At 34.6% G+C, this 21,346-nt stretch carries 18 protein-coding genes; 15 read left to right on the top strand and 3 right to left on the bottom strand.

Annotation, left to right across the window (positions count from 1 at the left end):
• Positions 1-8: 8 nt before the first annotated feature.
• Positions 9-197, bottom strand: coding sequence for a 50S ribosomal protein L28 (gene rpmB, locus ACY191_RS10270; RefSeq protein WP_002483503.1), 189 nt, complete (start codon positions 195-197; stop codon positions 9-11).
• Positions 198-432: 235 nt separating this feature from the next.
• On the opposite strand from rpmB, the gene ACY191_RS10265 reads away from it, so the two are divergent.
• The 5 genes from ACY191_RS10265 to recG all read left to right on the top strand — a co-directional run bounded on the left by ACY191_RS10265 (position 433) and on the right by recG (position 6,367).
• Entirely contained in the window at positions 433-804 is a 372-nt protein-coding gene (locus ACY191_RS10265; RefSeq protein ID WP_042738891.1) for an Asp23/Gls24 family envelope stress response protein, read from the top strand.
• A gap of 14 nt (positions 805-818) precedes the next feature.
• Positions 819-2,471: a fatty acid kinase catalytic subunit FakA gene (fakA, locus tag ACY191_RS10260; protein ID WP_042738890.1), complete on the top strand. Its 1,653-nt coding sequence runs from the start codon at positions 819-821 to the stop codon at positions 2,469-2,471.
• A gap of 300 nt (positions 2,472-2,771) precedes the next feature.
• Positions 2,772-3,437: an L-serine ammonia-lyase, iron-sulfur-dependent subunit beta gene (gene sdaAB, locus ACY191_RS10255; protein WP_042738889.1), complete on the top strand. Its 666-nt coding sequence runs from the start codon at positions 2,772-2,774 to the stop codon at positions 3,435-3,437.
• Positions 3,438-3,450: 13 nt separating this feature from the next.
• Positions 3,451-4,320 carry an L-serine ammonia-lyase, iron-sulfur-dependent, subunit alpha gene (gene sdaAA / locus ACY191_RS10250; protein ID WP_042738888.1) on the top strand — a complete coding sequence of 290 codons (870 nt, stop codon included), beginning with the start codon at positions 3,451-3,453 and terminating at the stop codon, positions 4,318-4,320.
• Position 4,321: 1 nt separating this feature from the next.
• Positions 4,322-6,367, top strand: coding sequence for an ATP-dependent DNA helicase RecG (gene recG / locus ACY191_RS10245; protein WP_229367144.1), 2,046 nt, complete (start codon positions 4,322-4,324; stop codon positions 6,365-6,367).
• Positions 6,368-6,533: 166 nt separating this feature from the next.
• On the opposite strand, the gene ACY191_RS10240 is transcribed toward recG, so the two are convergent.
• Positions 6,534-8,105 carry a M4 family metallopeptidase gene (locus ACY191_RS10240; RefSeq protein ID WP_042738886.1) on the bottom strand — a complete coding sequence of 524 codons (1,572 nt, stop codon included), beginning with the start codon at positions 8,103-8,105 and terminating at the stop codon, positions 6,534-6,536.
• 329 nt (positions 8,106-8,434) lie between these two features.
• Here ACY191_RS10240 and fapR point away from each other — a divergent pair, with 329 nt between their 5' ends.
• The 10 genes from fapR to ffh all read left to right on the top strand — a co-directional run bounded on the left by fapR (position 8,435) and on the right by ffh (position 19,665).
• Positions 8,435-9,004, top strand: coding sequence for a transcription factor FapR (fapR, locus tag ACY191_RS10235; protein WP_042738885.1), 570 nt, complete (start codon positions 8,435-8,437; stop codon positions 9,002-9,004).
• The gene (gene plsX / locus ACY191_RS10230) at positions 8,997-9,983 is read left to right on the top strand and encodes a phosphate acyltransferase PlsX (protein ID WP_042738884.1); all 987 of its coding nucleotides are present in this window, start codon (positions 8,997-8,999) and stop codon (positions 9,981-9,983) included. The genes fapR and plsX overlap by 8 nt, the downstream gene beginning before the upstream one ends.
• The gene (fabD, locus tag ACY191_RS10225) at positions 9,976-10,902 is read left to right on the top strand and encodes an ACP S-malonyltransferase (RefSeq protein WP_042738883.1); all 927 of its coding nucleotides are present in this window, start codon (positions 9,976-9,978) and stop codon (positions 10,900-10,902) included. The genes plsX and fabD overlap by 8 nt, the downstream gene beginning before the upstream one ends.
• Positions 10,895-11,632: a 3-oxoacyl-[acyl-carrier-protein] reductase gene (fabG, locus tag ACY191_RS10220; protein WP_042738882.1), complete on the top strand. Its 738-nt coding sequence runs from the start codon at positions 10,895-10,897 to the stop codon at positions 11,630-11,632. The genes fabD and fabG overlap by 8 nt, the downstream gene beginning before the upstream one ends.
• A 217-nt stretch (positions 11,633-11,849) precedes the next feature.
• Positions 11,850-12,083, top strand: coding sequence for an acyl carrier protein (locus ACY191_RS10215; protein WP_042738881.1), 234 nt, complete (start codon positions 11,850-11,852; stop codon positions 12,081-12,083).
• A gap of 247 nt (positions 12,084-12,330) precedes the next feature.
• Positions 12,331-13,041: a ribonuclease III gene (gene rnc / locus ACY191_RS10210; protein ID WP_119627757.1), complete on the top strand. Its 711-nt coding sequence runs from the start codon at positions 12,331-12,333 to the stop codon at positions 13,039-13,041.
• A 79-nt stretch (positions 13,042-13,120) separates the two neighbouring features.
• Positions 13,121-16,690, top strand: a complete 3,570-nt coding sequence (gene smc / locus ACY191_RS10205; protein WP_229367145.1) for a chromosome segregation protein SMC — start codon at positions 13,121-13,123, stop codon at positions 16,688-16,690.
• Positions 16,687-17,937: a signal recognition particle-docking protein FtsY gene (gene ftsY, locus ACY191_RS10200; RefSeq protein WP_042738878.1), complete on the top strand. Its 1,251-nt coding sequence runs from the start codon at positions 16,687-16,689 to the stop codon at positions 17,935-17,937. The genes smc and ftsY overlap by 4 nt, the downstream gene beginning before the upstream one ends.
• Positions 17,924-18,259: a putative DNA-binding protein gene (locus tag ACY191_RS10195; RefSeq protein WP_042738877.1), complete on the top strand. Its 336-nt coding sequence runs from the start codon at positions 17,924-17,926 to the stop codon at positions 18,257-18,259. Before ftsY ends, ACY191_RS10195 begins: the two co-directional genes overlap by 14 nt.
• Before the next feature lie 38 nt (positions 18,260-18,297).
• The gene (ffh, locus tag ACY191_RS10190) at positions 18,298-19,665 is read left to right on the top strand and encodes a signal recognition particle protein (protein ID WP_042738876.1); all 1,368 of its coding nucleotides are present in this window, start codon (positions 18,298-18,300) and stop codon (positions 19,663-19,665) included.
• A 373-nt stretch (positions 19,666-20,038) separates the two neighbouring features.
• Here the strand turns inward: ffh and ACY191_RS10185 are convergent, their stop codons facing one another.
• Positions 20,039-21,340: an LLM class flavin-dependent oxidoreductase gene (locus tag ACY191_RS10185; protein WP_229367146.1), complete on the bottom strand. Its 1,302-nt coding sequence runs from the start codon at positions 21,338-21,340 to the stop codon at positions 20,039-20,041.
• Between the last annotated feature and the right edge of the window lie 6 nt (positions 21,341-21,346).

The following is a 21,346-nucleotide window of genomic DNA, read 5'->3' as shown; positions in this document are numbered from 1 at the left end:
TATATTTATTAAACTCTAGTTACTTTACCAGATTTTAAAGCACGTGCAGAAACCCAAACTTTTTTAGGTTTTCCGTCTACAAGAATTCTAACTTTTTGAAGGTTAGCATTCCATCTTCTTTTAGAAGAATTTAAAGCGTGTGAACGATTGTTTCCAGTTGAAGCTTTACGACCTGTTACGAAACATTGTTTGCCCATGAAAGTACCTCCTTTAATAAATATAAATACACGTATCTACTACATACTCAAATAATGTACCATAGATATTTTTATATAGCAATATTTTCATGAAAAAAATTACTGTTTTATAACAGTAATGCTTTTGTTAAAATCAATTTATGCTATAATTGTACAATGTGGATAAATATAATAAATTATCATCAGAAGCAAATTAAATATGATTTAATAACAAATTACTAGGAGGCCTATAAAGATGACATTAGAGATCACGAATGATTATGGTAGTATAGACATTTCAAATGAGGTAATAGCTTCGGTCGTAGGCAGTAAAGCAGTAGAATGTTATGGGATTGTAGGCATGGCTTCTAGACAACAAGTTAGAGATGGCATAGCAGAAATTTTAGGATACGATAATTATGCAAAGGGAATTATTGTTAAGGAAGAAAATGGTTTAGTAAATATAGATATGTATATCATTGTGAGTTTCGGAACAAAAATCTCTGAAGTCGCAAGCAATTTACAATCAACAATAAAATATACAGTAGAACAAACATTAAAAGTAAAAGTAAACTCAATTAATATATTTGTACAAGGTGTACGAGTGAATAATGGCGTGAAAAACTAGGAGGATAACGTACAATGGTTAGCGAAATTAATGGTAAATTATTTGCTGAAATGATAATTCAAGGAGCGCAAAATTTATCAAATCATGCGGATTTAGTTGATTCATTAAATGTTTACCCAGTACCAGACGGTGATACAGGGACGAATATGAATTTAACAATGACATCAGGTAGAGAAGCAGTAGAGCAAAATTTATCTCAACATATAGGAGAATTAGGTAAAACTTTTTCTAAAGGATTACTTATGGGGGCAAGAGGTAATTCTGGTGTTATTTTATCTCAGATTTTCAGAGGATTTTGTAAACAGCTAGAAGACTTAGAAGTGATTAATGCACAACAATTAGCAGATAGCTTTCAAGCAGGGGTAGATACTGCATATAAAGCGATATTAAAGCCAGTTGAAGGCACAATCTTGACAGTGGCAAGAGATGCAGGAGCAGCAGCTCAAGCAAAAGTTACAGAAACAACGGATTGTATAGAATTATTGTCATTTATCGTAGCAGAAGCCGAAAAATCTTTGGAAAATACACCGAATCTATTACCTGTACTTAAAGAAGTAGGTGTAGTAGATAGTGGTGGTAAAGGTTTAGTACTTGTTTATGAAGGCTTTTTAAGTGCATTAAAAGGCGAAACAATAGATGCACAAGTTACAAAATTAGATAAAGACACATTAGTCAATGAAGCACATGATTTTCATGGTGTAATTAATACAGAGGATATTGAATTCGGCTATTGTACAGAAATGATGGTACGCTTTGGTAAAGATAAAAAAGCATTCGATGAACAACAATTTAGAAATGACATGAGTGCATTTGGAGATTCTTTACTCGTAATTAATGATGATGAAATTGTTAAGGTTCATGTACACACTGAAAAACCTGGTGATGTATTCAATTACGGTCAACAATATGGTGAATTGATAAAGCTTAAAGTGGAAAATATGCGTGAACAACATCGAGAAGTTGTTAAAAAAGAAGAGAGCAATTCATCAAACAACACTGCATCACATGAAGTCGAAACGGCAGTGATTACCATCTCAATGGGTGATGGTATTTCTGAGTTATTTAAATCAATGGGCGCAACGCATGTTATAAGTGGTGGTCAAACGATGAATCCATCAACAGAGGACATTGTTAAAGTAATTGAACAATCTAAATGTAAACGTGCAATTATATTACCAAATAATAAAAATATAATGATGGCGAGCGAACAAGCAGCTAGCATTGTAGATGCTGAAGCGGTAGTCGTACCAAGTAAATCGATACCTCAAGGTATTGCGGCTTTATTCAATTATGATGAAGCAGATTCATTGTCAGATAATAAAGCGCGTATGAACGAAACACTTAGTGTGGTATCATCGGGTGCAATTACATATGCTGTACGTGATACAAAAATAGACGGCATTGAAATTAAGAAAGATGAATTTATGGGCTTGATTGAGGATAAAATTGTAACTAGCAACCCAGTGTTAATTGATGCAGCGCAAAGTTTATTAGAAACGATGATTGCTGAAGATAGTGAAATTGTCACACTTATAGTTGGTGCGGAGGCGAATCAATCAGAAACAGAAGCGATTGTATCATGGGTAGAAGCAAATTATGAAGATGTTGAACTTGATGTTCATCAAGGAGATCAACCCGTTTATCCATATTTATTTTCGGTAGAATAGTGAAGGTAGACTATTAAAAAGTAAGGTACATAATATACGTAGTTAGATGTATTAATCTAATTGCGTATATTTTTATGTGTTAGCATATTGATTGCAAAAGTAAATTCCATTATTATTAACTATTGGCTTTGCTTATAAGTGCACAATTAATTGTGCGCTATAATATGCTTTAGTTTTTAAGTGATTATTACAACCGGAATTGGTTTATAAACGATTAGTAAGTTGTTATAATAATAGCAACGTTCAAAAATGTAAGCGCAACACATTAGAAACATTAAAAATAAGAGTGGGGTATAAATTATGAAGTATAAAACAGTCTTTGATATTATCGGTCCTACAATGGTCGGCCCATCTTCTTCTCATACAGCAGGCGCGGTTAGAATCGGACTTGTAGCGCGTGATTTATTTAATTATCTACCTAAGCAAGTAGATATCTATTTATATGGTTCATTTATGGAAACATATAGAGGCCATGGTACAGATGTAGCATTAGTCGGTGGTTTGCTTGGCTATGATACAGATGATGATAGAATACGGACAAGTTTAGAAACGGCTGAAGAAATGGGTGTCAAGGTTAACTTTATTGAGATGGCTGAAGAAAGATCGCATCCAAATACGGCGATTATTAATATGAGAGATAGTGAAAAGGAAATTTCGGTTGAAGGTGTCTCAATAGGTGGAGGTAAAATTGAAGTTGTAGCTATCAATGGATTTAACATTGCTATTAGCGGTAATTATCCTGCATTGTTAGTATTCCATAAGGATACTTTTGGAACAATCGGACGTGTAGCAAATATCTTAGGAGATTCAAGTATTAATGTTGGTAGTATGCAAGTTTCAAGAAAAGAAAAAGGAGACCAAGCATTAATGACTTGCGAGTTAGATGATGCGATTAACGATGAAATAATAGAAAAAATTAAAAACGTCGATGGTGTAGTGACGGTTTCACTCATGGGAGACGCATGATGGAGGTTATTACATGTTTAAAAGTGTGGAAGAATTAATTGCATTATGTGAATCACAAAATAAAAAAATTCACGAAATTATGTTAGAGCAAGAGATGGAAGTTACAGGATTATCAGAAGCAGAAATATATGCTCATATGGATAAAAATTTACAAACAATGGAAAATGCCTTAGAAGAAGGACTAAAAGGTGTAACCTCTACAACAGGATTAACTGGTGGAGATGCAGTCTTATTACAAGAGTACATTAAATCAGGTAAGTCATTGGCAGGGCCAACGTTATTAGATGCTGTAAGTAAAGCAGTTGCAACTAACGAAGTTAACGCAGCTATGGGGAAAATTTGTGCAACGCCTACTGCAGGTTCTGCGGGAGTTGTACCAGGTGTATTATTTGGTTTAAAACCTCGTCTAGAACCTAGTAGAAAGGATATGTTAAATTTCTTATTAACTTCTGGTGCATTCGGCTTTGTCGTAGCTAATAATGCATCCATTTCAGGGGCTGCTGGTGGTTGTCAAGCTGAAGTAGGTTCTGCAGCTGCAATGGCGGCTGGTGCAACAGTTGAATTAGCAGGTGGAACGCCACAACAATCTGCCGAAGCCTTTGCAATTTGTTTGAAAAATATGCTAGGTTTAGTATGTGATCCAGTTGCAGGTTTAGTTGAAGTGCCATGTGTAAAAAGAAATGCCGCTGGCGCTTCAAATGCAATCGTGTCTGCCGATATGGCATTAGCTGGCGTGACTTCAAGAATACCTACGGATGAAGTTATTGAAGCAATGTATAAGATTGGCCAAACGATGCCATCTGCTCTGCGTGAAACTGGAAGAGGAGGTCTAGCAGGTACACCTACAGGCCAACGATTAAAACAAGAAATATTTGGTGATTAAAATGTCGAAAATCAACTTAATAGATAGTCCTTTCCCTTTAGCACAGATAAAGGGTTTAGGACCTAAACGTTTGGCTGTACTAAATGAATTGAATATTTATACGGTAGAAGATTTAGTATTATATTTACCGACACGCTATGATGATAATACTGTAATAGATTTAAATCAGGCGGAAGATCAGGCGACAGTGACAGTAGTGGGTGAAGTTTATTCAACGCCTACTGTCGCTTTTTTTGGTAGAAATAAATCTAAATTGACTGTGCATATTATGGTAAATCATATTGCGGTTAAGTGTACTTTTTTTAATCAACCGTATTTAAAGAAAAAAATAGAATTGCACGGTATGGTTACAGTAAAAGGTAAATGGAACCGTAGTAAACAAGAAATCAATGGAATGCGGATGTTTTTTACTCAAAGTAGTGAATCAGAGACTCAATTTGAACCGGTATATCGAATAAAAGAAGGTATCAAACAGAAACCTTTAAGAGAAATGATTCGACAGGTTTTGGGTGAAGTTACAATTCATGAGTGGCTATCAGATGAGTTAAGAGCAAAATATAAATTAGAAACATTAAATGATACATTACATGCGTTGCATTTTGCTCCTGATAAACAATCATTGCTTAAAGCAAGGCGTACATATGCCTTTACTGAGTTATTTATGTTTGAATTGAGAATGCAGTGGTTGAATCGAATTGAAAAAACATCAGATGAAGCGATCGAAGTAGATTATGATATTGAATTAGTCAAACAATTCATTAAAGATTTACCATTTGAATTAACGGATGCTCAGAAAAATAGTGTGAATGAAATTTTCAGAGACTTAAAGGCACCATTACGCATGCACCGTTTACTACAAGGAGACGTTGGATCAGGTAAAACAGTGGTTGCAGCTATTTGTATGTATGCTTTAAAAACAGCGGGTTATCAGTCTGCATTGATGGTGCCAACTGAAATTTTAGCAGAACAACACGCTGAAAGTTTAGTTGGAATATTTGGTGATCGCATGAATGTAGCACTGCTTACTGGATCGGTAAAGGGGAAAAAAAGAAAACTACTTTTAGAACAACTTGAAAATAATGAAATCGATTGTATTATAGGGACACATGCATTAATACAGGATGATGTTATATTTCATAATATTGGTTTGGTAATTACGGATGAACAACATCGCTTTGGTGTGAATCAGCGACAATTATTAAGAGAAAAGGGTGCGATGACTAATGTACTCTTTATGACTGCCACACCAATACCTAGAACATTGGCAATATCTGTCTTTGGAGAAATGGATGTATCCTCAATAAAGCAGTTACCAAAAGGAAGAAAGCCAATTATTACCTCATGGTCTAAGCATGAAGCGTATGACAGTGTGTTAAATCAAATGACAGCTGAATTAAGAAAAGGGCGACAAGCCTATGTCATTTGTCCTTTGATTGAAAGTTCTGAGCATTTAGAAGACGTACAAAACGTAGTAGCACTATATGAATCATTAGAACAATATTATGGTGAAGGAAAAGTAGGGCTCTTACATGGTAAGTTATCATCTGATGATAAGGATGAAGTGATGCAACGATTTAGTAATCATGAGATTGATATTTTAGTATCAACTACTGTTGTCGAAGTAGGAGTCAATGTACCCAATGCTACGTTTATGATGATCTATGATGCTGATCGTTTTGGGTTGTCTACATTACATCAGTTGCGTGGTCGTGTTGGTAGAAGTGAACATCAAAGTTATTGTGTGTTAATTGCTTCTCCGAAAACTGAAACAGGAATTGAAAGAATGAATATCATGACTCAAACGACAGATGGCTTTGAATTGAGTGAGAGAGACCTAGAAATGCGTGGTCCTGGTGATTTCTTTGGTGTAAAGCAAAGTGGACTGCCTGATTTCCTCGTAGCCAATGTAGTTGAAGATTATAAAATGCTTGAAGTTGCAAGGGATGAAGCTGCTGAGTTAATCCAATCTGGTGCGTTCTTTGAACCGCAATATGAGCGATTAAGGACATTTATTCAAGATAATCTATTATATATGAGCTTTGACTAGTAGTGATTTAGTATGTAATGGATATGCTAAACATGTGCTTAATCGAAATTATGATGTGAATAAATAAGTGCAATAGAGGAATATAAATATAGCCACGCCCAAAGATTAATTCAATCTTTGGGCGTGGCATTTTTAAATTAGAAAATATGTTTCAAATTGTCAGTTACTAGTCTGTAACGCCTACATCATTCCAAGCTTTTTCAATTGCTTGTGTTTCAGTACTATTATCACCATATAATTGATTTGCAGCCGCTTTTAATGAGGCTTTTGCATCAGTGAATTGTGATTTAGGTGTTAGGTATTGTGTTAATGCTAAATAGTAAATTTGTTCTGCTTTTGATTTGCCAATTGATTTTATAGTTAGATAAGCAGCTTTATTAGGGATACCACTATTGATATGTACGCCGCCTTCATCGTCTGTGCCTTTATAATAATCAGCCATATTAGCAGGTTGATTATATTTCTCTGGATTTGATAGACTACGTAATCCGTCGCCATCTTTACCTGGTGTATACACATCTTCTCCCATCAACCAATTATCAGGATCATTGAAATAGCCAAAGACATCTGAGAATGATTCATTTAAAGCTCCAGGTTGGTCATGATATTCAAGTGCTGCAGTATTTTCAGTTACTGCGTGTGTTAATTCATGAGCTACTACATCTTTAGCACCTGATAGAGGTGCAAATTGTTTGCCATCTCCATCACCATAAACCATATATTGACCAGTCCATGCGGCATTATTATATTGCTTTCCATAATGTACTACAGAATCAATTTTTTTATTATTATTATCTAAACTTTTGCGATTAAACTTGTCTAAGTAATAGTGATAGACTGAATTAGCGTAATAATGTGCATCGACACCAGCTTTTTGATTATCTTTATTGAAATTAGTTGAACCATTGATAATTGGTAATGATAATGATTCAGTACTATTTGCTGAACGCGTTTCGATTTCAGTATCTTGAGATGTATCGTGTAAGGTATATTTACCTAGTGTGTTTGTAATATTTAAAGGTGATTTCACATCGCCATTTACGCCTGTACCTTTACCTGTAGCACTAGCATGTTCGATTAAGTTTTGTTTTCGAATTACGTCACCTGTATTTGCGTCAATTTGGACTTTCCAATGTGCAAGTTTAGGGTGTATGTAGTTAATCTCAACATCGTAAACAAGTTTTTTCTTATCACTATTAATATCAAGTTTATTATCACTAATAACAGGATATCCTTTAATATTACTAATTTTATTTTTATCGATGCCTAAGGCTGAGAGAGCTTTATCTTCTGCATCGTTTTTAGATAATTGAACTTTATTCGTTGTTTCGATTTTTGGCTTATCTAAATTACCATTAATTAAAGTAACTTTATTATCGTTATTTACATGTACTTTAATTCGGCTATCAGACGCTGTTACGTTGTCTTTATTTGGTTCTAGCGTATAGTGTGTTGAACCTGATTGATCAGCTTCTTTCTTAACGACATGATACTGATCAAATGCAGAACGAACATAACTCTCATCTTTAGCTTTCGTTTTATTCTGAATTAATTTTTGTGCATTATCTTGCAGTAATTTTTCAATATCTTGGTTGCTTGTAACGTTTATATCATCTAGATGCTTTAATTGACTTTCAGTTATCGTTTGCCTTGCTGATGTCTCTTTAGCGTCAACGGTATTACTTAACAATGCAATCGTTGCACTCGATGCCAATGTTGCGAGTAAAAATTTTTTCATTTAAATACCTCCGAAATTATTAAAAAGCAAATTAATATTTTATTTATTAATTGCTTATCATTATGCAATTAATATTAGTTAAAATCAATAACTATTTTAAAAATAATTAAAGATTAATAAATTTGTAATTTTTCTATTGTTAAAAATGGCTATATCATTTAGAAAAAAATATTAAGTTACTAAATTTATTTACTTGCTACTTTACTAAAAAGTAATTGTGAAAAATAATTAAAGATAATAATGATATTTGTTGAGTAGAACAAATAGAAAGTGTTATGATATGTGAGGAATGTTTAAGACTTGGTACTAAAAAGTAGGGGTTGAGCAAAATGAAGTTAAAAAAACAAGAACGACGCGAAGCTATAAAAAAAGAAATAGAAAAAAATCCCTTTATTACTGATTTGGATTTGAGTACGTTGTTTTCAGTGAGTATTCAAACAATCAGGTTGGACCGTACATACTTGAATATTCCGGAATTGCGAAAGAGAATCAAGACAGTTGCTAGGAAAAATCACGACCGTATCCGTTCAATCGACGGCAGTGAAATTATTGGGGACGTCATTAATGTCCAACCAAATCGTGAAGCAACTTCTATTATCGATATTGACGAGGATTCAGTATTTACCAGAAACCAAATTGCACGTGGTCATGTATTATTTGCACAAGCAAATTCGCTTTGTGTGGCACTTATACATAAATCAAGTGTGTTGACGAAAGAAAGTAATGTAGAATTTTTAAAAACAGTAAAATTAAATGATACAGTACGTGCAGAAGCACACGTAATTGAAAGTACAAGTAAGTACTTTATAATACAAGTAAATTCATATGTAAAAGATGCATTGGTATTTAAGGGTACATTTAAAATGTATTATATAAGTGAGGATGAGCAAGATGGTTAAATTAGCTATTGATATGATGGGTGGAGATGATGCACCACAAATCGTTTTAGATGCCGTAAAAAAAGCGGTAAATGATTTTAGTGATTTAGAAATCATTTTATTCGGTGATGAAGCTCAGTGTACAATTCAACATGAAAGAGTTGAAGTGAGACATTGTACAGAAGAAATTACTATGGAAGATGAGCCAGTACGCGCAATCAAACGTAAAAAAGATAGTTCAATGGTAAAAATGGCAGAAGCTGTTAAATCAGGTGAAGCAGAAGGGTGCGTATCTGCAGGTAACACTGGTGCGCTCATGTCTGCAGGTTTGTTTATTGTTGGGCGAATTAAAGGTGTAGAACGACCAGCATTGGTAGTAACATTACCTACAATTTCAGGTAAAGGGTTTGTGTTTATGGATGTTGGTGCGAATGCGGAAGCTAAACCAGAGCATTTATTACAATATGCACAATTAGGACATATCTATGCGCAAAAGATTCGTGGCATTGAACATCCTTCAGTTGGATTGTTAAATATTGGAACTGAAGCTGCAAAAGGTAATAGTTTAACAAAAAAAGCTTACGGATTGATGGCTGAGCAACAAGTATTTAAGTTTGCGGGAAATGTAGAAGCGAAAGGCTTAATGCAAGATGTAGCAGACGTAGTAGTAACTGATGGTTATACAGGTAACATGATTCTTAAAAATCTCGAAGGTGTTGCTAAATCTATAGGAAAAATGTTTAAATCTACATTGTTAAGTAGTTTTAAAAATAAAATGGCTGCTTTAATTTTACGTAAAGATTTAAATCAATTAATGACTAAAATGGACTATGCAGAATATGGTGGTTCGGTCTTGTTAGGTTTAAATGGTACAGTAGTAAAAGCACATGGTAGTTCTAGTGCAAAGGCATTTTATTCTGCTATCAAACAAGCAAAAATTGCTGGTGAACAACGAATTGTTCAAACAATGAAAGAAACGGTAGGTGCAGAAAATGAGTAAAACAGCTATAATTTTTCCGGGTCAAGGATCACAAAAGGTCGGAATGGCAAGTGATTTATACAATGAGAACGAAGCGGCAACTGCAATATTAAATGAAGCACAATCTGCTGTGGATTTTGACTTATTAGAAACGATGTTTACAGATTCAGATGAGAAACTGGGTCAAACTGAAAATACACAACCTGCATTATTAACACATAGTTCAGCTTTGCTGAGTGCTTTGGAAAATATTGATGCAGACTATACAATGGGTCATAGTTTAGGCGAATATGTGAGTTTAGTTGCAAGCGGCGTATTAAAATTTGAAGATGCTGTGAAAATTGTGCGCAAACGTGGTCAATTGATGGCAGCAGCCTTTCCAGATGGTGTTGGTAGTATGGCAGCTGTGCTTGGTTTAGATTTTGATGAAGTAAACGCAATTTGTAAAGATTTGTCAACAGCTGATGAAGTTATTGAACCTGCTAATATCAATTCGCCAGGTCAAATTGTGGTTTCAGGTCATAAAACGTTAATTGATCAATTAGTAGCAGAAGGGAAATCTAGAGGTGCGAAACGTGTATTACCTCTAGCAGTTTCTGGGCCATTTCATTCTTCAATGATGCAAGTGATTGAAGATGACTTTGCACAATATGTAGATCAATTTGAATGGCACGATGCACAGTTTCCAGTGGTTCAAAATGTACATGCACAAGGAGAAACTGATGCTAATATCATTAAAGCCAATATGATTAAACAATTATATTCTCCAGTTCAATTTATTGAATCGACTGAATGGTTGATCGCACAAGGCGTTGATCATTTTATAGAAATCGGACCGGGTAAAGTATTATCAGGTTTAATAAAAAAAATAAACAGAGATGTAAAAGTAACTTCAATTCAAACATTAGAAGACGTAAAAGGGTGGAATGAAAATGACTAAAAGCGCATTAGTAACAGGAGCATCAAGAGGTATAGGTCGAAGTATTGCACTACAATTGGCTGATGAAGGATACAATGTAGCCGTGAACTATGCGGGCAGTAAAGACAAAGCTGACGCAGTAGTCGAAGAAATTAAAGCAAAAGGTGTAGACAGTTTTGCGATACAAGCCAACGTTGCCAATGGTGATGAAGTTAAAGCAATGATTAAAGAAGTTGTAAGTCAATTTGGCTCAGTGGACGTACTAGTCAACAATGCTGGTATTACACGTGACAACTTACTTATGAGAATGAAGGAACAAGAATGGGACGACGTTATTGATACAAATTTAAAAGGTGTATTTAACTGTATTCAAAAGGTAACACCACAAATGCTTAGACAAAGAAGTGGTGCCATTATCAACTTATCAAGTGTGGTAGGTGCCGTTGGTAATCCAGGTCAAACAAATTACGTAGCAACAAAAGCTGGCGTTATTGGTATGACGAAATCTGTTGCCCGCGAATTAGCTTCTAGAAGTATCACAGTAAACGCAGTTGCACCAGGTTTCATTGTTTCTGATATGACGGATGCATTAAGTGATGAGCTTAAAGAGCAAATGTTAGATCAAATTCCATTAGCACGTTTTGGTGAAGATAAAGATATTGCCAATACTGTTGCGTTCTTAGCTTCAGATAAGGCAAAATACATCACAGGCCAAACAATTCATGTTAATGGTGGCATGTTTATGGAATAAAACCATTGAATTGTCAATGGTTGAAATAAAAGGCCGATTTATAAAAATGTTATAAAAAAGTTGTAATTTTAATTACACTTTTGCATGATGATTGTGAATTAACTTGTAAATTTATTCACTTCCCATTTGGAGCATTGAAATACTACTTGTATTTCAATCGATAAAATGGGAAAATAAAAAAGTCTATAAGTAAACTTTTAGAAGGAGGTGAATCGACGTGGAAAACTTTGACAAAGTAAAAGATATCATCGTTGACCGATTAGGAGTTGACGCTGAAAAGGTAACTGAAGAAGCATCTTTCAAAGATGATTTAGGCGCTGACTCACTTGATATCGCTGAATTAGTTATGGAATTAGAAGACGAGTTTGGTACTGAAATTCCTGATGAAGAAGCTGAAAAAATCAACACTGTTGGTGATGCAGTTAAATTTATTAATAGCATTGAAAAATAATAAACACATATCTGAGTCGTTATAAGATACGGCTCAGATTTTTTATTGTTAAAAAAGTACAACGATTGTTATTTTTAGAGAATATCAATGTAAAATACCCGACGTGTTGTTGGCTGTTTTACTATCGTTTTTTTAAAACAGTTTTCTCTTTAGTTTTATGTACAAATCACGTAAAATGTAAGGGTATATAATAGATTAGCTCTAAATCTGAGGAGGAAAGAGATTGACCAATTATAAAAAAAAGGAAATGGTTCAAGCATTCCAAACGAGGTTTGCTGAAAAAATGCAAGAATTAGATTTGAATTTTAATCAAATTGATTTATATCAACAAGCATTTTCTCACTCTAGTTTTATAAATGATTTTAATATGAATCGTTTAGATCACAATGAAAGATTAGAATTTTTAGGAGATGCGGTATTAGAATTGACGGTTTCACGTTATTTGTTCGATAAATACCCAGAATTGCCAGAAGGTAATTTAACAAAGATGCGTGCAACAATTGTTTGTGAGCCCTCACTTGTAATATTTGCGAAAAAAATTCACTTAAATGATTTAATTCTATTAGGTAAAGGTGAAGAAAAAACGGGTGGTCGTACGAGACCGTCGCTCGTGTCTGATGCTTTCGAAGCTTTTGTAGGTGCGTTATATCTAGATCAAGGTTTGCCATCTGTATGGAAATTTGCAGAAAAGACAATCTTCCCGTTTGTTGAAGATGATGAACTTGAAGGCGTGGTAGACTTTAAAACACAATTTCAAGAGTATGTACATCGTCAAAATAAGGGTGATGTAACTTATAGATTAATAAATGAAGAGGGTCCAGCACATCACCGCTTATTTACTTCAGAAGTAATCCTAGAAGGAACAGCAGTAGCTGAAGGTAAAGGTAAAACCAAAAAGGAATCAGAACAAAAAGCAGCAGAACGTGCTTATAAATCATTAAAGAATAAAGTTAAATAGCTTTGTTATTAAAGCAGTTTGGAATAATCAATACATTGTTTATTTAATCAATGCAATGTAATTTTTTAAGGAGAATAGCATGGTATATTTGAAATCAATAGATGCTGTTGGGTTTAAGTCGTTTGCTGAACACACAAACGTACAATTTGATGAGGGTGTTACAGCGATAGTAGGGCCTAACGGTAGTGGGAAAAGTAATATCACCGATGCGATTAAGTGGGTGCTAGGAGAGCAATCTGCAAAGTCGTTACGCGGGGCGAAGATGGAAGATATCATTTTCTCAGGAGCTGAACATCGAAAGGCTCAAAATTATGCGGAAGTAAAATTGAAGCTTGATAATAGTGCTGGTAAATTACAAATTGATGCCACAGATGTTGTAGTTACGCGCAGATTGTACCGCAGTGGTGAAAGTGAATATTATTTGAATAATGACCGCGCTAGATTAAAGGATATTACGGATTTATTTTTAGACTCAGGATTAGGAAAAGAAGCGTTTAGTATTATCTCACAAGGTAGAGTGGATGAAATATTAAATGCTAAGCCAGTAGATAGAAGGCAAATATTAGAAGAGTCTGCTGGTGTATTAAAATATAAAAAGCGTAAAGCAGCTTCGATGCAGAAACTAAATCAAACTGAAGACAATTTATCTAGAGTGGAAGATATTTTATATGATTTAGAAGGTAGAGTTGAACCATTAAGAGAAGAAGCGGCGATAGCTAAAGAATATAAGCATCTTTCTCAAGAAATGGAACGTAGTGATGTTCTTGTAACGGTGCATGATATTGCAAACTATAATAAAAATATTCATGAATTAGATGACAATTTAAATCAACTTAAAAGTCAACAAGAAGCAAAAGATGCTGAAAAAGTACAACATACTAATGCTTTAAATAAATTTAAATCTGAAAGACAGCAGCTTGATGATACAGTGGAGTCACTAAATTATCAATTAGTTAAAGCGACAGAAGATGTTGAAAAGTATTCTGGCCAACTCAATTTACTTGAAGAACGCAAAAAAAATCAATCAGAAACGAATGCTCGTTTTGAAGAAGAACAAGCAAGTTTAGAAAGTCAGAAAGAACAACTAGAAGCAGAACAACATGAGGCCAAGACACAACTGAGTCAATTGAAAGCGCAACAAAAGGAATTAAACGAGACGATACAATTATTAGAATCACAATTATACGTATCTGATGAACAACATGATGAAAAACTAGAACAAATTAAAGACGAATATTATCAATTGATGTCCGAACAATCAGATGTAAACAATGATATTCGATTTTTAGAACATACAATTCAAGAAAATGAATCTAAACAATCTAGGTTAGATTCAAGATTAATTGAAGCATTTGAACAATTAAAGTCGATACAAGCAGAAATAAATGCAGTAGAAGAACAATATAAAGGTGCGCAAAAGGAATTAAAGGAATTAGAAACTGAATCTGCTCAATGTGAACGTAAATTGACGCAACTGAAACAACAACAAACAACATATGAAGACAAATTACATCAAGCATATCGCTATAATGAAAAATTAAAATCTCGAATTGATAGTTTGGCAACACAACAAGAAGATTATAGTTACTTTTTCAATGGTGTAAAACATATTTTAAAAGCGAAGAAGGACAAACTTTCTGGTATTCATGGTGCGGTTGCGGAAGTAGTACAAGTACCATCTGATTTAACTAAGGCAATTGAAACAGCATTAGGTGCATCATTACAACATGTCATTGTAGAAACTGAAAAGGATGGACGACAAGCAATTCAATATTTAAAGCAACATGGACTGGGTCGTGCGACTTTCTTGCCGTTAAATGTCATTCAACCGAGACAACTTAGCCAAGAAATTTTATCTGCAGCACAAAAAGCTGAAGGATTTGTCAATATAGCATCTCAAGCAGTATCAACTAGTGATGCTTATCAAAATGTTGTCCAGAATTTACTTGGCAATACAATTATTGTTAAAGAATTGAAACATGCAAATGATTTAGCAAGAACAATTCGTTATCGTACGAGAATTGTGACATTAGATGGAGATATTGTTAATCCAGGTGGTTCTATGACTGGTGGCGGTGATCGTAAGACTAAAAGTATCCTATCTCAAAAGGATGAACTTGCTACAATGCGCGCACAACTTGAAGATTATCAACGTCAAACTGTTGAATTTGAGCAACAATATCAAGCAATTAAAGATGATTCAGATAAACACAGTGAGCGATATTTTGATATAGGTCAACAATATAATACTGTTAAACAAAAAGTTCATAGTTATGAATTAGAATTGGATAGACTACGTAAAAATGAAGCGCACTTAAAAGATGAACATGAGGAATTTGAATTTGAGAAAAACGATGGTTATCAAAGTGAGACGAGTAAGCAAACCTTAAACGATAAAAAACAGCGTTTGCAAGAAATCAAAGATGTATTAGGTAAACTAGAAAATGATATAAATGTTTTTACAAAACTTTCCAAAGAAGGAAAGGAAAGCTCAAATCAAATACAACAACAATTACATCAAAAGAAATCAGATTTAGCCGTTGTCAAAGAGCGTTTAAACACGCAAAAGCAAACGGATGCTAAATTAAAACAACAACTACAACAAGTTTCAGAGCAACAACAACGTTTAGACGAACAAATCGAATTGTTTAATTCAGATGAAGTTACAGGTGAAACGGCATTTAACAATATTCAAACAAAAATTACAGACAGTAAAGAAACCAAAGCACAATTAACTGAACAACTTGAAACATTAAAGCAAAAACGTTTGGAGTTAAATGAAACAATTGAAACAACTGATCAAAAATTGAGTGAAGCAAACCAAGATATTTTATCGATAGAAAACAGGTATCAAGATATTAAATCTGAACAGTCACGTTTAGATGTCCTTATTAATCATGCGATTGATCATTTAAGCGAAACATACCATTTAACTTACGAACGTGCGAGTGAACTATATGAATTAGATGATGATATTGAAGCGCTTCGTAAAAAGGTGAAACTAACTAAAATGTCAATTGAGGAACTTGGACCAGTCAATTTAAATGCAATTGAACAATTTGAAGAAATAAACTCTAGATATACCTTCTTAAACGAGCAACGTACAGATTTAAGAGCAGCTAAAACGACACTAGAACAAATAATAGAAGAGATGGACCAGGAAGTTAAAGACCGCTTTAAAGAAACATTCCATGCAGTACAAGGTTATTTTGCTGAGGTCTTCAAGTCATTATTTGGTGGCGGCCAAGCAGAATTGCGTCTGACAGATGATGATTATTTAACTGCAGGTGTAGATATAATCGTACAGCCACCTGGTAAAAAATTACAACATCTCTCGTTACTTAGTGGTGGAGAACGTGCTCTAAGTGCAATTGCCTTATTATTCGCTATCTTACAAGTACGCTCAGCGCCATTTGTAATATTAGATGAAGTAGAAGCAGCTTTGGATGAGGCAAACGTTATTCGCTATGCGCAATATTTGAAAGACTTATCAGATCAAACACAGTTTATAGTTATAACGCATAGAAAAGGAACGATGGAATATTCAGATTGCTTATATGGTGTTACAATGCAAGAATCAGGTGTTTCTAAATTGGTAAGCGTGAATTTAAATACGATAGATAAAGTCATGGAGGAGGAACAAGCATGAGCTTTTTCAAACGATTAAAGGATAAATTTTCGGGTTCAAGTGAAGAACCAAAGCAACAAGAAGAATTAGAACAATTAGAATCAGACGGACAGCCTCAAGAAGATTCAGAGGTTGCTGAACAAGTTGAGCAAAAGGAAAAGAAGAAACCGAAAAAGTTAAAAGAAGCAGACTTTGATGAAGATGGTTTGATTTCGATTGAAGACTTTGAAGAAATAGAAGCACAGCAATTAGGTGCTAAGTTTAGAGCTGGTTTAGAAAAATCTCGTGAAAATTTCCAAGCCCAACTTAACAACTTAATCGCGCGTTACCGTAAAGTAGATGAAGACTTCTTTGAAGCATTAGAAGAAATGTTAATTACGGCAGATGTCGGATTTAATACTGTAATGCAATTAGTTGAAGAATTACGCGATGAAGCAAAGCGTAGAAATATCACTGAGACTGAAGATTTACGTGAAGTTATTGTTGAAAAAATTGTTGAAATTTATCATCAAGACGATGAACATTCAGAAGTCATGAATCTAGAAGATGGTAGATTGAATGTCATCTTAATGGTTGGTGTCAATGGTGTTGGTAAAACAACAACAATTGGTAAATTAGCACATCGATATCAAGCTGAAGGTAAAAAGGTAATGCTTGCCGCAGGTGATACGTTTAGAGCAGGTGCAATAGAGCAACTTAAGGTTTGGGGAGAGCGTGTTGGTGTAGAAGTGACGAGCCAAAGTGAAGGTTCAGATCCTGCTGCAGTGATGTATGATGCAATTAATGCAGCCAAAAGTAAGGGTGTCGATATCTTAATCTGTGATACAGCTGGACGTTTACAAAATAAATCCAACCTAATGAATGAGCTTGAAAAAGTTAAACGTGTCATTGGTCGTGCAGTACCTGATGCTCCTCATGAAGTCTTGTTGTGCTTAGATGCAACGACAGGTCAAAACGCACTTTCACAAGCTAAATCATTCAAAGAAGTTACAAACGTGACAGGTATTGTGCTAACGAAACTTGACGGAACTGCTAAAGGTGGTATTGTATTAGCGATTAGAAATGAGCTCCACATACCTGTTAAATATGTTGGATTAGGTGAAAAATTAGATGATTTACAACCATTTAACCCAGAAAGTTATGTTTACGGTTTATTTGCAGATATGATTGAACAAAATGTAGAAGTGTCTGAAGATGGGGATAGTGAGTTGACGTCTGATCAACTTAACACTGGTTCAGTAGAAGGTCGATCAGATGAGCCAAAATAATGATTTAATTAAAACGATTAGAATGAATTACTTGTTTGATTTTTATCAAGCACTATTAACAAAGAAACAACGCAATTATCTCGAATTATTTTATTTGCAAGATTATTCGTTGAGTGAAATTGCTGATACGTTTGATGTGAGTCGACAAGCAGTGTATGATAATATTAGAAGAACTGGCGACCTAGTTGAAGATTATGAGACAAAGTTAGGTTTATATAAAAATTTTGAATTAAGACAAGAAATATACGAACAGATGAAATTAAATGTAAATGATTCTGAGAAGATTAAACAATATATACAAGCTTTGGAAGATTTAGAATAAGCATAAATTAATATAAAGCAAAAAGGAGGGTATTTGATATGGCATTTGAAGGATTATCCGATCGCTTGCAAGACACAATGCAAAAGATTCGAGGCAAAGGTAAAGTAACTGAAGCCGATATTAAGGTTATGATGCGAGAAGTGCGATTGGCGTTATTAGAAGCCGATGTTAACTTTAAAGTTGTTAAGGAATTTATCAAAACTGTATCAGATAGAGCTTTAGGATCAGATGTAATGAAGTCATTAACACCTGGTCAACAAGTAATCAAAATCGTACAAGAGGAACTGACTCAATTGATGGGTGGGGAAAACTCAACGATAACAATGGCAAATAAACCACCAACAGTAGTTATGATGGTAGGTTTACAAGGTGCAGGGAAAACAACTACAGCTGGTAAGTTAGCGTTATTAATGCGAAAGAAATATAATAAAAAACCATTGCTCGTAGCAGCTGATATCTATAGACCTGCAGCAATTGACCAATTGCAAACCGTTGGTAAGCAAATTGATATTCCTGTTTATAGTGAAGGAGATCAAGTTAAACCACAACAAATTGTCGAAAATGCAATTCAACATGCTAAAGCAGAGCATTTGGATTTTGTAATTATTGATACAGCTGGACGTTTACACGTTGATGAAGCGTTAATGCAAGAATTAACAGATGTTAAAGAAATTACGAAACCGAATGAAATTATGTTAGTTGTGGATGCCATGACAGGTCAAGACGCAGTAAATGTAGCGCAATCATTTGATGAGCAACTTGAATTAACAGGCGTAACACTGACTAAATTAGATGGTGATACACGTGGTGGGGCAGCACTCTCAATTCGTTCTGTAACTCAAAAACCTATTAAATTTGTGGGTATGAGTGAAAAATTAGATGGATTGGAACCATTCCATCCGGAAAGAATGGCTTCAAGAATACTTGGTATGGGTGATGTGCTAAGTTTAATTGAAAAGGCTCAACAAGATGTCGATGCTGATAAAGCTAAGGATCTTGAGAAGAAAATGCGCACTTCATCATTTACGCTTGAGGATTTCTTGGAACAATTAGACCAAGTCAAAAACCTGGGTCCGCTTGATGATATTATGAAAATGATTCCTGGAATGAACAAGATGAAAGGTATCAATAACTTAAATATGGATGAGAAACAGATCGACCATATTAAAGCGATTATTCAATCTATGACACCGGCTGAACGTAATGATCCAGATAGTTTAAATGTATCACGTAAGAAACGTATTGCTAAAGGTTCAGGACGTTCAGTACAAGAAGTGAACAGATTGATGAAACAATTTAATGATATGAAGAAAATGATGAAACAATTTTCTGGTGGCGGAAAAGGTAAAAAAGGTAAACGTAAGCAAATGGAGAATATGTTAAATGGTATGAACTTACCATTCTAATTCAATTTGCTTAGTAGTTTAGTCCTAGAAGATATTTAACCGTTTAACAATCAATAAAGTGCGATAAACAATGTTAGTGCTTGATGATAGTTGAATCCACTAACCTAATTCTGCAATATTACTATTAATTTGAAAAAGAGAAATCCCTTCAAGGTAATCAATGATTTGATAACTTTGAAGGGGTTTTTTATTTATGTTTTGTATTCATATTGCTGATTTATCTATGGAATTATTACTATTAATGTGAGTAATAAACCAATGGTTATCAAGAACAATAGTACACTTGTTATTGTAATGCTACTACATGTAATCATAGTTAATTATACTAATTGAATGCATTGTATTTCAATGTGTTAAAGTTACAGAAATATTTTTACAAAAGTCCAAGATTTTCTCTAAATGTAGTCCCTTCATATTCAATGCGATAAAGTCCTCGTTTTTGTAATTCAGGTACGATATAATCAACGAAATCTTCTAAACTATTAGGGAACACCGGTGGCATTAAGTTAAAACCGTCTGCAACACCAGCATTAAACCATCTTTCCATTTCGTCAACGATTTGAGTAGGTGTACCTATCAACGTTAAATGTCCGCCACCAGCGCTAAGGTAACCCAATAATTCACGCAGTGTAGGATTTTTATCATTGATAATTTCTAGTACAGTTTGGTAACGACCTTTGGGTCCTGTAAAGTTCTCTACAGGTGGTAATGGTGGAATAGGTTCGTCTAAATCCCAACTATGACAATCTTGGCGAATAAAGAACTTTAATTGATTTAATGCTGTATCAATGGCTAAGGACTCGTCCAATTGACGTTTTTTGGCGTAAGCTTCAGCATAAGTTTCTCCGACATAGGTAACTAAACCTGGATACACCTTTAAGCTGTTCGTTGGTTTTCCAACCGATGTTAATTTGTTATTTAATTTTTGGCGAAATGCTGTAGCTTGCTTTAGGTTCCAAGCGACTGCATAGACAGCATCTGCATACTTAGTTGCTAGCGTGATACCTTGATCTGAGGCACCAGCTTGCATTGCAATGGGTTTGCCTTGAGGACTTCCAGGTGTTGTTAGTGGTCCTTGGACATCGAAATAATGACCTTTAAAATGAATTGGCTGAATTGCATCAGCGTTGATTAAAGTATTTTCTGCTTTATTATGTAAGAAATCTGCCGTTGTCCACGAATCTAACAACAGATTCATGACTTGAGCGAATTCGTCTGCTTTTTCATAGCGCGTATCATGATCTGGTAGACGCTCCATACTGTGGTTTGCTGCTTCTAAATCAGTCATAGATGTTACTAAGTTCCAACCTGCACGTCCGTTACTCATATGATCAATACTTAAGAGTTGTCTAGCTGCTGTATATGGATTAGCAAAGGTACTGGAAATCGTTGCAACTAAGCCAACGTGTTGCGTAACTTGGGCTATTGCAGCTAAATTGACCAAAGGGTCAAACCAAAATGCGGGCATATCACTTGGTGATTGTGCTGGAAAAGATTGATTATCTGCAAAAAATATCGCATCAAATAATCCACGTTCTGTAATTTGAGCTAATGATTGATAATACGAGATATCTCCTATACGTTCAACACTTGAATTGCTCATACGCCAAGCCGCTTGATGATGACCGCATCCATAAATTAGTACACCGATGTTAAGTTGACGAGTTTGTGTCATAAGATG

The sequence above is a fragment of the Staphylococcus sp. TCBT05 genome, from assembly GCF_055179755.1.
The sequence above is the reverse complement of the archived record's forward strand: the minus strand, read 5'-3'. Positions and strand labels throughout refer to the sequence as shown.

Excerpts from the sequence above, each read along its gene's own strand:
- rpmB (WP_002483503.1), bottom strand. The coding sequence starts at position 197 with ATGGGCAAACAATGTTTCGTAACAGGTCGTAAAGCTTCAACTGGAAAC.
- ACY191_RS10265 (WP_042738891.1), top strand. The coding sequence starts at position 433 with ATGACATTAGAGATCACGAATGATTATGGTAGTATAGACATTTCAAAT.
- fakA (WP_042738890.1), top strand. The coding sequence starts at position 819 with ATGGTTAGCGAAATTAATGGTAAATTATTTGCTGAAATGATAATTCAA.
- sdaAB (WP_042738889.1), top strand. The coding sequence starts at position 2,772 with ATGAAGTATAAAACAGTCTTTGATATTATCGGTCCTACAATGGTCGGC.
- sdaAA (WP_042738888.1), top strand. The coding sequence starts at position 3,451 with ATGTTTAAAAGTGTGGAAGAATTAATTGCATTATGTGAATCACAAAAT.
- recG (WP_229367144.1), top strand. The coding sequence starts at position 4,322 with ATGTCGAAAATCAACTTAATAGATAGTCCTTTCCCTTTAGCACAGATA.
- ACY191_RS10240 (WP_042738886.1), bottom strand. The coding sequence starts at position 8,105 with ATGAAAAAATTTTTACTCGCAACATTGGCATCGAGTGCAACGATTGCA.
- fapR (WP_042738885.1), top strand. The coding sequence starts at position 8,435 with ATGAAGTTAAAAAAACAAGAACGACGCGAAGCTATAAAAAAAGAAATA.
- plsX (WP_042738884.1), top strand. The coding sequence starts at position 8,997 with ATGGTTAAATTAGCTATTGATATGATGGGTGGAGATGATGCACCACAA.
- fabD (WP_042738883.1), top strand. The coding sequence starts at position 9,976 with ATGAGTAAAACAGCTATAATTTTTCCGGGTCAAGGATCACAAAAGGTC.
- fabG (WP_042738882.1), top strand. The coding sequence starts at position 10,895 with ATGACTAAAAGCGCATTAGTAACAGGAGCATCAAGAGGTATAGGTCGA.
- rnc (WP_119627757.1), top strand. The coding sequence starts at position 12,331 with ATGGTTCAAGCATTCCAAACGAGGTTTGCTGAAAAAATGCAAGAATTA.
- smc (WP_229367145.1), top strand. The coding sequence starts at position 13,121 with ATGGTATATTTGAAATCAATAGATGCTGTTGGGTTTAAGTCGTTTGCT.
- ftsY (WP_042738878.1), top strand. The coding sequence starts at position 16,687 with ATGAGCTTTTTCAAACGATTAAAGGATAAATTTTCGGGTTCAAGTGAA.
- ACY191_RS10195 (WP_042738877.1), top strand. The coding sequence starts at position 17,924 with ATGAGCCAAAATAATGATTTAATTAAAACGATTAGAATGAATTACTTG.
- ffh (WP_042738876.1), top strand. The coding sequence starts at position 18,298 with ATGGCATTTGAAGGATTATCCGATCGCTTGCAAGACACAATGCAAAAG.
- ACY191_RS10185 (WP_229367146.1), bottom strand. The coding sequence starts at position 21,340 with ATGACACAAACTCGTCAACTTAACATCGGTGTACTAATTTATGGATGC.